Source organism: Lysobacter yananisis, from assembly GCF_031199375.1.
Taxonomy (GTDB): Bacteria; Pseudomonadota; Gammaproteobacteria; order Xanthomonadales; family Xanthomonadaceae; genus Lysobacter; species Lysobacter yananisis.
In genome coordinates, this window is sequence record NZ_CP133568.1 from 5384516 (window position 1) to 5397312 (window position 12797).

The 12797-nt window shown below is 71.8% G+C and carries 11 protein-coding genes and 1 pseudogene; 4 read left to right on the forward strand and 8 right to left on the reverse strand.

Features of this window, described 5'->3' with window-relative positions; genetic code table 11:
• The first annotated feature begins 150 nt into the window (after positions 1-150).
• Positions 151-678 (forward strand): hypothetical protein, encoded by a 528-nt coding sequence (locus RDV84_RS22020; protein ID WP_250443054.1) that lies wholly within the window; start codon positions 151-153, stop codon positions 676-678.
• Positions 679-745: 67 nt separating this feature from the next.
• Here RDV84_RS22020 and RDV84_RS22025 read toward each other — a convergent pair whose 3' ends face one another.
• Positions 746-1087, reverse strand: a complete 342-nt coding sequence (locus tag RDV84_RS22025; protein WP_057947221.1) for a hypothetical protein — start codon at positions 1085-1087, stop codon at positions 746-748.
• Positions 1088-1624: 537 nt separating this feature from the next.
• On the opposite strand from RDV84_RS22025, the gene RDV84_RS22030 reads away from it, so the two are divergent.
• The gene (locus RDV84_RS22030) at positions 1625-2767 is read left to right on the forward strand and encodes an alpha/beta fold hydrolase (RefSeq protein WP_309151599.1); all 1143 of its coding nucleotides are present in this window, start codon (positions 1625-1627) and stop codon (positions 2765-2767) included.
• A 56-nt stretch (positions 2768-2823) separates the two neighbouring features.
• Here the strand turns inward: RDV84_RS22030 and RDV84_RS22035 are convergent, their stop codons facing one another.
• The gene (locus tag RDV84_RS22035) at positions 2824-3099 is read right to left on the reverse strand and encodes a hypothetical protein (RefSeq protein WP_057947219.1); all 276 of its coding nucleotides are present in this window, start codon (positions 3097-3099) and stop codon (positions 2824-2826) included.
• A 743-nt stretch (positions 3100-3842) separates the two neighbouring features.
• Positions 3843-4370 carry a YciI family protein gene (locus RDV84_RS22040; RefSeq protein WP_309151600.1) on the reverse strand — a complete coding sequence of 176 codons (528 nt, stop codon included), beginning with the start codon at positions 4368-4370 and terminating at the stop codon, positions 3843-3845.
• Between the two features lie 46 nt (positions 4371-4416).
• Here RDV84_RS22040 and RDV84_RS27025 point away from each other — a divergent pair.
• Positions 4417-4539: pseudogene (locus tag RDV84_RS27025) on the forward strand (TPM domain-containing protein); the annotation flags it as partial.
• 276 nt (positions 4540-4815) lie between these two features.
• On the forward strand, positions 4816-5949 hold the full coding sequence (phaZ7, locus tag RDV84_RS22045; protein WP_309151601.1) for an extracellular native short-chain-length polyhydroxyalkanoate depolymerase PhaZ7: 1134 nt from the start codon (positions 4816-4818) through the stop codon (positions 5947-5949).
• 180 nt (positions 5950-6129) lie between these two features.
• Here phaZ7 and RDV84_RS22050 read toward each other — a convergent pair whose 3' ends face one another.
• The 5 genes from RDV84_RS22050 to RDV84_RS22070 all read right to left on the reverse strand — a co-directional run bounded on the left by RDV84_RS22050 (position 6130) and on the right by RDV84_RS22070 (position 12560).
• The gene (locus tag RDV84_RS22050) at positions 6130-6636 is read right to left on the reverse strand and encodes a hypothetical protein (RefSeq protein WP_309151602.1); all 507 of its coding nucleotides are present in this window, start codon (positions 6634-6636) and stop codon (positions 6130-6132) included.
• A gap of 220 nt (positions 6637-6856) precedes the next feature.
• Entirely contained in the window at positions 6857-7216 is a 360-nt protein-coding gene (locus tag RDV84_RS22055) for a YciI family protein (protein WP_309151603.1), read from the reverse strand.
• Positions 7217-7316: 100 nt separating this feature from the next.
• Positions 7317-8957: an FG-GAP repeat domain-containing protein gene (locus tag RDV84_RS22060; protein WP_309151604.1), complete on the reverse strand. Its 1641-nt coding sequence runs from the start codon at positions 8955-8957 to the stop codon at positions 7317-7319.
• A 218-nt stretch (positions 8958-9175) separates the two neighbouring features.
• Entirely contained in the window at positions 9176-10891 is a 1716-nt protein-coding gene (locus RDV84_RS22065; RefSeq protein WP_309151605.1) for an FG-GAP repeat domain-containing protein, read from the reverse strand.
• 34 nt (positions 10892-10925) lie between these two features.
• Positions 10926-12560: an FG-GAP repeat domain-containing protein gene (locus RDV84_RS22070; RefSeq protein ID WP_309151606.1), complete on the reverse strand. Its 1635-nt coding sequence runs from the start codon at positions 12558-12560 to the stop codon at positions 10926-10928.
• Positions 12561-12797 lie beyond the last annotated feature (237 nt).

The following is a 12797-nucleotide window of genomic DNA, read 5'->3' on the forward strand; positions in this document are numbered from 1 at the left end:
GGCTTGACCGCGCTTGCGCATTCGCCTGCCCGCGACTGCGCAAGCCGCGCAATGCCGGGCGCGGGCACACGGCGCCGCGATCGCGGGACAACGCCGGCGCGGACGCGCCGCTAGCGTGTGTCCACCATCCGCCGCGATCAGGAGCGCGCCATGTCCGTCCCGCACCGCACCGTCTTGCGTACCACCCTCGTCCTCGCCTGCGCCGCCCTGCTCGGCGCCGCCGGCAGCGCCGCGGCCGCCGGCCCGGCCGACAACGTCGATGCCGCCAACGCCTCGCCCGCGCTGGCGGCGCAGAACATCCTGCACCGCCTGTGCGCGCGCCAGTTCGAGGTGGCCCAGCGCGTGGACATGGAATCCTTCCGCGACTACGACGCCGAGACCTTCCGCGCCGGCCACGACGAACGCGCGGTGACCGTGTTCGACAGCGGCGCGGTGCGCACCGGCATCGACGCGGTCATGACCGCGCTGGCCAGCCATTTCCGCGACCGCGAGGCCAAGTGGAGCTGGACCGAGCGCTATCGCGTGGTCGACGGCTGCCGCTCGGCCTACATCCTCTACGAAACCGTCTATGAGATTCCGCGCGTGGGCTATCGCCAGCGCGCGCTGACCGGGGTCACCTATACCCACGACGGCTTCAAGTGGTTGGCGGTGGCCGACCAGGGCACCAAGCTGCCCTGAGCGCGGCGCGGACCAAGAAAAAGGCGGCCGCGCGGCCGCCTTTTTCGTTGGCGCCAAGGGCGCCGGTTCAGATCGTCTTGCAGCAACGCACATAGGTCTGCACGTTGCGCGGGCCGGCGTTCTGGTTGTCGACCCAGGTGCGCCAGCCGTTGCTCAGCGGGATGTGCATGACCCAGATGTTGGGCACGCCGAGGCTGCCCTCGTGGAAGAAGTAGCCGCCGCCGGTGGCGCTGCGGTCGGACGGGCAGTAGGCGTCGACCGCGGTCCAGGTGTTGTACGGCGCGGGGGTCACGGCCGAGGTGTAGTTGGCGCAATCCAGCGGCGCGGCCAGGGCCGCGGGCATGGCGGCGGCGAGCACGGCGGCGAACGCATAGCGGATCGGGGCGGTACGCAAAGTGCGGCGATTCATGTTCAGCTCCTTGAGTGAGTGGGACCACACGGATACAGCCGGCGCGCCGCGGGACGGGCGCGCCGGCCCCGGAGGCCGCGCGCACGGCCGCAGCCGTCCGCGCGCGGCCCGCGAGACGGGAAGCGCGAAGCGATCAGAGGTAGCGGGCGCGAGCGCGCGCCCGCGCGTTTCAGGCGCGGGCCGGGCCCGCGCGCAAGACGGATTCGTGCATAGGCAATCCTTCGCTGTCGATTCCTGGGGGCGCGGCGCGAAAGTGCGATGGCGGCGCGGCGACAAAGAAGTACAACGCGGGTCTGCGGCGGCGACGGACAGGCGGGGGCGTATCGCCCGCGATCCATCCGTAAGCCCCTGTAGGAGCGGCGCGAGCCGCGACCGCGGCAACGCAGCGATCGCGAAGGCAGCGATGCAATTGCATTGTCGCGGTCGCGGCTCGCGCCGCTCCTACAGGCGGTAGCCGCTGCGACGTCGGCCGTCGCGGTGCAACCGTCGCCGCGCCGCCGGTATCTCAGATAGCGACTCCCGGCCAGGACCGACGCCATGACCCGCATTCCCGCCCTGCTCGCCCTGCTGCTCGCCGCCGGCGCCGCGCCCGCCGGCGCCGCCGAGTGCCAGGACACCGCCAAGTACGCCGACGCCCGCGCGGTGATCGAGGACCTCGACCGCATCAATTCGCCCAGCGGCATCCAGGAGGCCTATGCCGCGCCGATCGGCGGCATCCGCCAATGGATCAACGTGCGCGGCCAGGACCGCGACAACCCGATCCTGCTGTTCGTCCACGGCGGCCCGGCCTCGCCGCTGATCCCCACGCTGTGGCAGTTCCAGCGCCCGCTGGAGGAATACTTCACCGTGGTCAACTACGACCAGCGCGGCGCCGGCAAGACCTACACGCTGCAGGACCCGCAGGGCTACGCCGACACCATCCACATCGCGACCTATGTCGACGACGCCATCGAGGTCGCGCAGTACGTACGCCAGCGCTACGGCAAGCGCAAGATCGTGCTGGCCGGCCACAGTTGGGGGACCATCGTCGGCATGCAGGCCGCGCTCAAGCGGCCGGACCTGTTCTACGCCTATGTCGGCATCGGCCAGGCGATCAAGGTGATGGAGAACGAAAAGCTCAGCTTCGACTACGGCATGCAGCAGGCGCTGGCCCGCGGCAACACCGCCGCGGTCGAGGAGATGAAGACCATCGCGCCCTACCCCGGCGACCAGCCGGTGACCCGCGAACGCATCATCGCCGCGCGCAAGTGGTCGCAGCACTACGGCGGCCTGACCGCCTACCGCGACGAATCGCCGTACTTCTATCGCGCCGCGCGGCTATCGCCGGACTATGTGGACGATTGCGAACGCGCCGCGGTGGACGCGGGCAATGTGTTCACGCTCGGCCGGATCCTGCCGGAGTTCCTCGCCGTGGACATGAGCGGCGTGCGCGAATTCCCGATCCCGGTGGTGATGTTCATGGGCCGCCACGACTACACCACGCCGTCTCAGCCGACCGCGGCCTGGCTCGCGCGGGTGCGGGCGCCGTACAAGCGCGGCGTCTGGTTCGAACGCTCCTCGCACATGATGCAGTGGGAGGAGCCGGGCAAGCTGCTGACCAGCCTGCTGACGTACGTGCGGCCGTTGGCGGCGGATGCGCAACCGCGGACCGCCGCGAGGCCTGCGCCGCGACAGCGCTGAGCCGCCGGCGGCCATGTTCGAAGCGGCCGCCGGACACGCCGGCGGCCGCGCCCGCATCAGTTGCCGACGCAGGTGATCTCGCCGGTGTGCCACCACACCAAACCGTAACCGTCGTGGACGCGCGAGGTGACGACGAAGCCGCTCGGGCTCAGGCCCTGCGCCTCGCACTTCGCGGCCAGCGCGGCATACAGCTTGCCGTCGCCGTCGTTCTCGTCCGGGTACAGGGTGATGGTCTCGGTGTAGCGCACGCCGCCCTGGGCGACGGCGGCGCCGCTGATCAGCGAAGCGGCGGCGAGCGCGGAGAACACGGCGGTGCGGAGGGAAGTGCGCATTGGTTTTACTCCATTGCAGGTGACGGATGCGGAAGCCGGCGAGGCCGGCGTGTGTGCCCGGGCGACAGTGGCGCGATCGGGCGCGATGGATTCCAGCACAGGAAAACGTCGCGGCGGGGCGCGACCAAAGTCGCAATCGCGGCTTCGTGCGCGCTCGATGCGCAAGGTCGCGCCGACGCGGCGCCCAGCACCGACGGCCTGCGAAAACGGTGAGCGTTCGGCAGCTACGAACGCATAGAAGATCCACTCGAATCTCAGGCGTCGCCGTCGGCGCCGCGACAATCCGATCAACGCAGACAACGCCTTGAGGCGCGCATAACGGGAAACGAACGAAATTCGTCCGAACGTCCGGCTCGGCGCTGCGATGCACGAATCGATACATGCCGCGGCGGCCGCCCCGCATGCTCGATACCCGTGCGGAACGTACCGCTTGCGCATCGTCATCGACGCGGCCTAATGCTCCGATCGAAACAATCGATCCGCTTTCTTACCGATCCTAGATGCGCATCGCATCGAAACCTTGCCGATCGGCGACGCGCGCGACGCAGAACGACTGCGACTGCGCGAACGGCGCGCGCGAGCTCACCTCGGCGCGTGGCAAAGGGTCGCTTCGCGATCACTGGGATGCATCGGCGCGGCCCGGTCGGCCGCGCTCGCCGCAGGCACGTCCGCACGTCTACCCAAACGCATGCCCGCGCCGCGGCGGCGCCCGGTCGACGCCGCGGCAGGCGGCAGCTTTGCGGCTACTTGGCCGGCGCCGCGGGCGCCTGCAGCTTCTCGTGCAGCTCCGGAATCAGCATCGTCGCGGCGGAGCCGTACCAGCGGTGGTACTCGGCGACGAACTCGCCGTGCGCCACCGCCGGATCGCTGGCGACCAGCGCGCGCGCCTGCTCGACGTCGTCCACCGCCAGCACGAACAGGCCGCGCCAGCCGTCGGGGTCCTTGCCGAAGGGGCCGGCCAGGGCCAGCTTGCCGGCCTTGGCCAGCCGCTCCATGTTGGCGAAGTGGCCGGCGAACATCGCCTTGCGCTGTTCGCCGTCGGGCATCGGATTCGGTCCGGTCTTGAGAATCACCAGCACGTACTTGCGCATGCCCTGCGCATCCGCGCCGGTACGCGCGGCCAGCGCGGGATCGTAGGCCGTCGCCGCGGCCTGCGGCGCGGGCTGGGCCGGTTTGGCGGCCGCTGCCGCAGCCGCCGCCTGCGCCGCCGTCGCCGCGCCGGTCAGCGCCAACACCGCGCACGCCACCGCCGTCATCGTCTTCGTAGCCATTGCGCCGCTCCGTGTCCGTCCGCCGACAGGGTACGCCTTGGGCCGCGTGCGCATCCACACCGGCGCGGGCATGGACGGCCGGGTGACCGACGCGATCGCCCAGCGGGTGACCGATGAGCACATGTCGCCGAAATTCCGCGAAGGCGAGTTCGGTCGCTGCATCGAGGACGGCGCCAAGGCCGGAAAGTGGCGATGCGCAAGGCGCCGATGCAGGCCCGCGTGCGCCACGCGTAACGTTCGCGCGCACGCCGTCCCTGCGCTGCCGGCGCGCCAACGACGCCCCGCGCATTTGCCGCCGCGGCGCGGACGCGCGAGGGCGCCCCCGGCCACCCCGCCCTTTGGTGCAATACCCAAGCCCGCCGAGCGGGTCCAGCATCGGCGGCGATGTTCGGACCGGCCCGGACTCCGCCGCGGCCGCGCACACACCCCGGGGAGGGAAACGCGCATGTTCCGCAGCACACTGAACTGGATCGGCGCCAGCGCCGCGAGCCTGGCCCTGGCCGCCGCCGGCGGCCTCGCCGCGCTCGCGCCGGGCGCCGCGCACGCGCTCGATTGCGGCGCCAACAACGGCTACACCTGCCAGGGCGCGGCCAGCCAATACGCCGGCGGCTTCAACCCGGGCGTCGGCAGCGGCGGCTTCGGCGGCGGCGACTGCGTCGCCACGCGCACGCCGGTGGTGTTCATCGCCGGCAACGGCGACGGCGCGATCAGCTTCGACATGCCGCCGGCCGCGGTGTCGGGTTACGCGACGCCGGCCCTGTCGGTCTACGACGAACTCAAAGCGCGCGGTTACAACGACTGCGAACTGTTCGGCATCACCTACCTCGACGCCGACGAGCGCGGCGCGGCGCAGTACAACTACCACCAGCCGGCCAAGTACCAGATCCTCAAGACCTTCATCGACAAGGTGAAGCTCTACACCGGCCGCGGCCAGGTCGACATCGTCGCCCATTCGCTGGGCTCGTCGATGGCGCTGGCGATGCTGCGTTACCACGGCTACCAGGCCAGCGTGCGCCGCTTCGTCAACATCGGCGGCGGCCTGCGCGGACTGCAGACCTGCCTGAGCACCGGCTACCAGTCGCCGTACGCGCCGACCTGCAACGCCGAGGCCTACGTATTCCCGTACGACTACTACACCTTCGGCCTGTACCCGAGCACCGGCGTGGCCTTCTACGGCTACAACCGCTGGACCGGCAGCGGCAGCAACAGCCTGCGGGCGATGCCGGCGATGTATTCGTCCATCGCCTTCTACACCATCACCGCCGGGCGCTACGACCAGATCCAGTGCTTCACCACCAGCTATTCGGCCGGTTGCGCCGACAGCGCGCTGTTCGCCGCCGCAAGCAACCTCAAGGCGCAGGTCGACATCGGCTTCGGCTCGGCCGCCTACGCCTACGACTGGGACTGGAGCGACGGCAGTCCGTACAACATCGGCGGCGGCGACACCAGCGGCGGCGTCGGCCACTTCCGCTCCAAGACCAACGCCGGGCGCATCGTCTACAACATGCTCGCGACCACCTGCACCACCGGTTGCGCGAACGGCTACGTCGGAGTCAACGGGCCGGCGGTCAATCGCTGAGCGCGGACGCGCCACGCGTCCGCGGCACACTGCGGATCTGCGGCACCCGAGCATCGCTGCCGAAGCCCCTGCAGGAGCGGCGCGAGCCGCGACCGCGACAACGCAACTACGATGAAGGCATCGACGTAGCTGCGTTGTCGCGGTCGCGGCTCGCGCCGCTCCTACAGGGGACGGCCGAAGTCAGGGATTGGCGTCGCGCTCGTGGCAGCTGAGCTTGGCGTACTTGCCCGGCGGCAGGCCGATGCCCAGGCGGTTCGCGGTCAGCGCTTCGGCCGGATCGTACTTGGGCTCGAACGAGCAGGCGTTGGCCTTGGCGAACGTCTCCATCGCCGCGGTGCTGCCGGCGACCCGCACCACCGCGCTGACGCCTTCGTCGACGCAGCAGCCGATGTACTGGGTCATGTATTCCTCTTCCACCATCACCAACGTCTGGCCCATGAACGGCGCCGGCTTCTTGAGCAGGCGGTAATCGGTGTAGTCGGCGCGCACGCTCGGCTTGAGTTCGAGGTAGCCGGCCTGGATGTAGGCCTGCAAGGCCGGGCCGGACGGCGCGGCGCGCTCGCCCTTGGCGCGGTCGTAGCGCATCGCGTCGGTCAGGCCCTTCTCCAACGCGGCGTCGTCGGCCGCGAACGCGGCCAGGGGCAACAGGGCGCAGGCCAGCCAGGCCAGCGGAACGAGACGCTTCATCGTGCGGGATCTCCGTATCGCGAAAGGAACCGGCCGCATCGGCCGGCGCGAAAGCCTAGCATCGCCGCGCCCGCACGCAGAATGTCGCGACTTGCCCTGTGGGAACCGGCGCGGGCCGCGTCCGCGACAACACGACCGCGGCGATGCTTTCATCGCAAGCGAAGTGTCGCGGTCGCGGCTCGCGCCGCTCCTGCAGGGATTCTTTGCCGATCCGGGCGGATCAGCCGCAGGCGCCGTCGGCCATCAGCGGCCGCACTTCGCATTCGATGTCCCAGCCCTCGCCGTGCACGGCCAGGAAGCGGCGGGTGTGGGCCAGCGCCTCGTCGAGGTCGGCGGCCTCCAGCAGGGCGTAGCCGCCGATCACTTCCTTGCTCTCGGCGAACGGTCCGTCGGTGGCGGCGATGCGGCCGCCGCGCAGGCGCAGGCGCGCGCCCTGGGCGCTGGGCTGCAGGCCGGCGGTCTCGATCAGCACGCCCTCGCGGGTCATCTGTTCCATCAGCCGGCCCATGTCGGCCAGCAGTTGTTCGCTCGGCGGGCGGGCGGTGGTTTCGTCGATTCGGATCAGGGAAAGAAAGCGCATGGGCGACTCCGTCGTTGCGGCGATGGGCCGGCCGGCTGGCCGGCCCTTGCCATGACGACGAACCTGCGGCGCCGGTTTCGACACGGCGCCCGCGCCCGGGCTAACGCTGCTGCAAACGCAGCGCGTGCGCGGACGTGCCCAGGCTCGCGGCCGCGGCGCGCCGGCCCGCCGCCGGCACCGGCCCGGCCTGCGCCGGAGCGACCCGCGCCGCGGCCACCGGCGAGGCCGCCGCCGCGAACCGGCCCATGCCCGGCAACGCCGCGGCCCAAGGCGCGCTCTGCTCGATCCGGCAGTCCAACGAGCTGACCTGCGCCTGCGCGCAGCCGCTGCCGTAGAAGAACGCCAGCCCTTGATCGGATGCCGCCGCGACCACGTCGAGGCAACCGTCGCCGTTGAAATCGCCGTGATCGATCTGGCGCAAAGGCGACGAGAACTGCGGCAGCGTGCGCGAGCTGCCGTTCCATTGCGTGGCGGACAGGGCGCCGTCGCGCTGCAGGTTGTAGCCCAGCGCGACCAGCGAAGGATCGTTGAACGCATCGATCTGGCGGATCGCGACCAGGTCGCTGCGCCCGTCGCCGTCGAAGTCGTCCACCAGCATGCGCGACTTCGGCAGCTCCAGCGCAGGCACCGGCTGCGCCGCGGCGAAGCCGCCGCCGGCCTGCTGCGAATACACCACCGAGTACTCCTGCTGGGCGCTGACGATGGCCAGATCCAGCCGGCGGTCGCCGTTGAAATCGCCGAGCGCCAGTTCCTTGGTCGGCCCGAGCGGGATCGCGTCGATCAGCAGCGCCGGCGCGGCGAACCCGCCCTGCGGCAGGTGCCGCATCCACAGCAGGCGGATCGCGGCGCTCGCGTAGGCGGTCTCGGTGTAGACGATGTCGCTGCGGCCGTCGCCGTCGTAGTCGCGCACGCTCTCGATGCGGGGGTTGGTCCGCGGCAACGGCGTCGTGCCGACTTCGCGGATCCCGCCGCGGCCGTCGCCGTACAGCGTGCGCAAGCGCCAGCATCCGTCCTGCGGCGGAACCGAGCATTGCGCGGCCGGACTCATGTCGATCCCGACGATGTCCTGGTGGCCGTCGTGATCCACGTCGACCCCGCTCCAGCCGTCCACGCCGCTGTCGGGCTGGAACGGCTGCGGCGGCTTGAAGCCGCCGCGGCCGTCGGACAGCAGCGCATTGGCCTCGTCCTGCGTATTGCCGCCCTGCCCCGCCGCCCAGCGCTGGGTGACCATGTCCAGCGCACCGTCGCCGTTGAGATCGACCAGCAACAGGCGCGTCGGCCGCGACAGGCTGTTCGGATAGCGCCACACCAGCGGCGGGAAACCTAGCCCGCCCTGCGGCTGCTGCAGGAACACCTGCAGGCTGTGATCCATGGTCGTGGCGACCACGTCGGCGCGGCCGTCGCCGTTGACGTCGCCGACCGCGACCGCACTGAAATCGCTGTAGCGGGTGGCGCTGCCGGGCAGGTTCGGCCGATAGCGCGCGGCTTCGGTCAACGCGTAGCCGCCGCTGGCCGAGGCGGCCGCGCCCTGGCTACCTATCCCGGCCGGCGTCGATGCCGGTTGGCTGCGCGCGGGCGCCGGAGCGGCGCCTATCGCGACCGCCTCATGCGCCTGCGCTTCGCGCTGCGGCGCGACCGCCAGCGCCGCCGGCCCGCGCGCCCACGACCCGATCGCGATCATCGCCGCGACCAGCGCGCCGAAGCCCACGCCGATCCACCACTTCCAAGTCAGCCCATGCATCCGTGTTCCCCCTGAGGAATCGGGCGGGATCGTCGCCGGCTGCCCCCTGCCCACCCGATTCGGTGGGTATCGCAACGCCGGCCGTCCCGCCGGCCGGCATCATATCGGCCCGCGGACGGCCGCCGCCAGACGCGCCGCGGCAAAGCCGGCGCGCGGCGGGCGATCGACCGTCGTCGCGGCCAAAGCGCCGCGCCGCGCATTCGGCCGCGACCGCGCGCTCAGCGGTTGCGCAGTTTGCGCAGCATCCGCCAATGGGTGCGCGTCGGCGCGATGAACACGCGCTTGGGGCGCGAGGTCACCCGCCCGCGGGCCTGGGCCTGGCTCGCGCCCTGCATCCGCACCGGCACGCGCAGCTGCGCGCGGGCCTGCGGCTTGGACCACAGCGGCGGGGCCTGCACCCGCACCGGCGGCAGCGGCGTGACCGGCGCCGAGGCCGCCGCGGCCATCGACGCCAACGCCGCGGCCGGCGCCATCGAGGTCTGCTCGATGCGGCAGTCGTCCGAGCTCATCGCGGCTTGGGCGCAGCCGCTGCCGTAATAGAACATCACGCCCTCGTAGTCCGCCGCGACCACCACGTCGCGGCAGCCGTCGCCGTTGAAGTCGCCGTGCGCGAGTTCGTTGCGGTGCCCGCCGATCTGGGTCGGCCCGTGCGAAGTGCCGTTCCATTGCGCTGGGGACAGCGCACCGTCGCGCTGCAGGTGATAGGCCAGCACGGCCTGGGGCTCCGGATCGTCGGACGCCCGTTGCACCGAGACCAGGTCGGTGCGGCCGTCGCCATCGAAATCGGCGGCCAGCAACTGCGACTTCGCCGATCGCGCGGTATACGGCTGCGCCGCGGACAGACCGCCGCCCGCCAGTTGCAGGTACACGTTGGCCGAACCGTCGAGATAACCGCCCGTGGCGATGTCCGGGCGGCCGTCGCCGTTGAAGTCGCCGACGGTCGCCTCCGGCGGTATGAAGGCCGGCCACGAGCCGAGCAGCGTGGCCTCGCCGAGGCCTCCTTGCGGCAACTGCCGCCGCCACATCGCCCGACGCATGCCGTACGGGGCATCCGCGTCGGTGTAGACGAAATCGCGGCGGCCGTCGCCGTCGAAATCCACCGCGTCCACCACCTGCGCCACCGGCTTGCCCAGCGGCAGTTCGGCGGTTTCGCGGATGCCGCCCTGGCCGTCGCTGTAGCGCACGCGCAGGCGCGTGCAGTAGGCGCCGGAGAGGTCGGCGACGTCGGCGCAGTCGCCCGCCAAGCTGCCGCGGTAGACGATGGTGACGAGGTCGTCGAGCCCGTCCTGGTCGACGTCCATCGTGCTGCCGAGCATGGCGTCGCCGACCCATTGGCGCAGGCTCAGGCCGCCATGGCCGTCGGACAGCAGCACGTTGAGCCCGGCGGCCAGCCCGGTGCTCTCGGAACGATCGCGCGAGGCGAGGATGTCCAGGGCGCCGTCGGCGTTGAGATCGATCAGCTGCAGCTTCATCTGCCGGTAGAGCCCGTCGTGCGGGAAGCGCCAGACCTGCGGCGACGACGGCAGCCCGCCCTGCGGCTGCTGCAGGAACACCTGCACGCTGTTGTCCGCGGCGGCCACCACCACGTCGTCGCGGCCGTCGCCGTCGACGTCGCCGGCCACCGCCTGGCCGAAGATCTGATAGCCCTGGTAGCCGATGCCGCCCTCGGCGACCGCCGGGCGGTAACGCGCCCCTTCGGTCAGGGCGTAGCCGCCGGACTGCGTCGCGGCGCCGCCGCCGGGCGGCGCGTTCGCCGGCGTCGCGGCGCTCGCCGGACGCGGCGCGCCGCCGATGGCCGCGGATGCGGCGTCCGCCGGGGCCTCTGCCCGCGGCGCCGGCGGCGCAGCCGTGTCCGGCGCGCGCCACCACAGCAACAGGCTCGCCACGGCCAGCGGACCGGCACCGAGCCACAGTTTCCAACTCAATCCGCGCATCGTTCGTTTCTCCTTGAGTTCGCTGCGGCCGGGCTCAGCGTTCGCGCTGCCGCGCGAGCGCGCGCCAGGACGCGCGCGCCGGCGCGTAGACGGTGCGCCCGGCGGGCGCGGCCAGCGCCGCGGCGCGGCCGGCCGGGCGGGCCGCCACCGGCATCGGGCTCGCCAGCGCCGCCGGCGCCGCGGCCGCCAGCGGCGCGCTCTGCTCGATCCGGCAATCCTGCGAACTCACCGGGGCGTGCATGCAGCCGCTGCCGTAATAGACCATCAGCCCTTCGTAATTGGCGCCCACCGCCACGTCGCGGCAGCCGTCGCCGTTGAAATCCCCATGCGCCAGAACGCCCGCGCCGCGGATCTGAGTGAGGCCGTGCGAGGCGCCATTCCATTGCGGCGCGCTCAACCCGCCGTTGCGCTGCAACTGGTAGGCCAGCACGTCCTCGTCTTCGCCGACGCTGTCGGGATGCTGCACCGAAACCACGTCGGTGCGTCCGTCGCCGTCGAAATCGGCAACCTGCAATTCCGATCCCACCACGAACGCCGGATACGGCTGCGGCGCGGCGAAGCTGCCGTCGGCCAGGCGCAGCGCCACGGTCGAGGTTCCGGCCTGGCGGCTGCCGGTGGCGATGTCGAGCCGGCGGTCGCCGTTGAAGTCGCCCAGCGCCACCGTCATCGACGGCCAGGGCGGGAACGCGCCCAGCACCGCTTCCGCGCCGAGCCCGCCCTGCGGCAGCTGCCGGCGCCACGCCAAACGGCTGGAACCGACCGTCATCCCGTCGTGCGGGCGATAAATCAAGTCGCGGCGGCCGTCGCCGTCGAAGTCGAGCGTGGCCACCACCGAGGTCAGCGGCAGCCCCAGCGGCACGAAGGTGCTCTCGCGAAAGCCGCCGCGGCCGTCGCCGTACAGCGTGCGCAGCCAGCGGCAAAGCTCGCCGGCCGGGCGTCCGCAATCGGCGGGCGCGCCGGGACGATGGACCGCTCCGACGATGTCCTCATGGCCATCCTGGTCCACGTCCATGGCATAGCCGATCCCGGTCTCGCCGGAACCCGACGGCGGCACGGGCACCTGCCGCAACGCCAGTCCGCCGCGGCCGTCGGACAGCAACAGATTCAGCGCCGACGGCGGCGGAATCTGCGGCAAGGACGGCGGCTGGCTGACGATGTCGAGCGCGCCGTCGCCGTTGAGATCGACCAGCATCGCCGAGCTCTGCTGAAGGCGGCCGCCGTTGGGGAAGGCCCATATCTGCGGCGGGAACGCGAGCCCGCCCTGGGGCTGCTGCACGAACACCTGGATCGTGCCGTCCTCGGTCGTCGCGACCAGATCGTCGCGGCCGTCGCCGGTGACGTCGCCCGCCAGGACCGTGCCGAAGAGCTGGTAGCCCATGTACCCGAGGGCCGGATCGGCGATGGTCGGGCGGTAACGCGGACCTTCGGTCAGCGCATAGGCGCCGCCGCTGTCGGCCGCAGCAGCCGGCCACGGCGCGGCGCGCGCCGCCGACGAAGCGGACGCGAACGCCGGCGCGCCGCCGACCGGACCCTGTACAGCCGGCGCCGCCGCGGCCGGTTCGACCGGCTGCGCCGCCGCGGGCTCCTGTCGCCATGCCGTCACGATCAGCGTCGCCACCAGCGCGGCCGAGCCCGCGGCGGTCCAAAGCTTCCAACTCAGCCAACGCATCCGTGTTCCCCCTGAAATCCTGTCGGATCGGTGCCGCCCGTCCTGCGCGCACGGTATGCGCGGCAGCGACCGCCCTCGTCCGGCCGGGATCATATCGGGCCGGCGATGGCAGCCGCCAGCCGTACCGCAGCGACGCGCCACGGCGGCGCCCGCTACCGGTGCGCCCGGCGCTTCGTGAATGCGCCGCGGATCGCGTGGCGACCGCCAAAGCCGCCGGTCTATAGTCGGCCACCGTCC

Excerpts from the sequence above, each read along its gene's own strand:
- RDV84_RS22020 (WP_250443054.1), top strand. The coding sequence starts at position 151 with ATGTCCGTCCCGCACCGCACCGTCTTGCGTACCACCCTCGTCCTCGCC.
- RDV84_RS22025 (WP_057947221.1), bottom strand. The coding sequence starts at position 1,087 with ATGAATCGCCGCACTTTGCGTACCGCCCCGATCCGCTATGCGTTCGCC.
- RDV84_RS22030 (WP_309151599.1), top strand. The coding sequence starts at position 1,625 with ATGACCCGCATTCCCGCCCTGCTCGCCCTGCTGCTCGCCGCCGGCGCC.
- RDV84_RS22035 (WP_057947219.1), bottom strand. The coding sequence starts at position 3,099 with ATGCGCACTTCCCTCCGCACCGCCGTGTTCTCCGCGCTCGCCGCCGCT.
- RDV84_RS22040 (WP_309151600.1), bottom strand. The coding sequence starts at position 4,370 with ATGGCTACGAAGACGATGACGGCGGTGGCGTGCGCGGTGTTGGCGCTG.
- phaZ7 (WP_309151601.1), top strand. The coding sequence starts at position 4,816 with ATGTTCCGCAGCACACTGAACTGGATCGGCGCCAGCGCCGCGAGCCTG.
- RDV84_RS22050 (WP_309151602.1), bottom strand. The coding sequence starts at position 6,636 with ATGAAGCGTCTCGTTCCGCTGGCCTGGCTGGCCTGCGCCCTGTTGCCC.
- RDV84_RS22055 (WP_309151603.1), bottom strand. The coding sequence starts at position 7,216 with ATGCGCTTTCTTTCCCTGATCCGAATCGACGAAACCACCGCCCGCCCG.
- RDV84_RS22060 (WP_309151604.1), bottom strand. The coding sequence starts at position 8,957 with ATGCATGGGCTGACTTGGAAGTGGTGGATCGGCGTGGGCTTCGGCGCG.
- RDV84_RS22065 (WP_309151605.1), bottom strand. The coding sequence starts at position 10,891 with ATGCGCGGATTGAGTTGGAAACTGTGGCTCGGTGCCGGTCCGCTGGCC.
- RDV84_RS22070 (WP_309151606.1), bottom strand. The coding sequence starts at position 12,560 with ATGCGTTGGCTGAGTTGGAAGCTTTGGACCGCCGCGGGCTCGGCCGCG.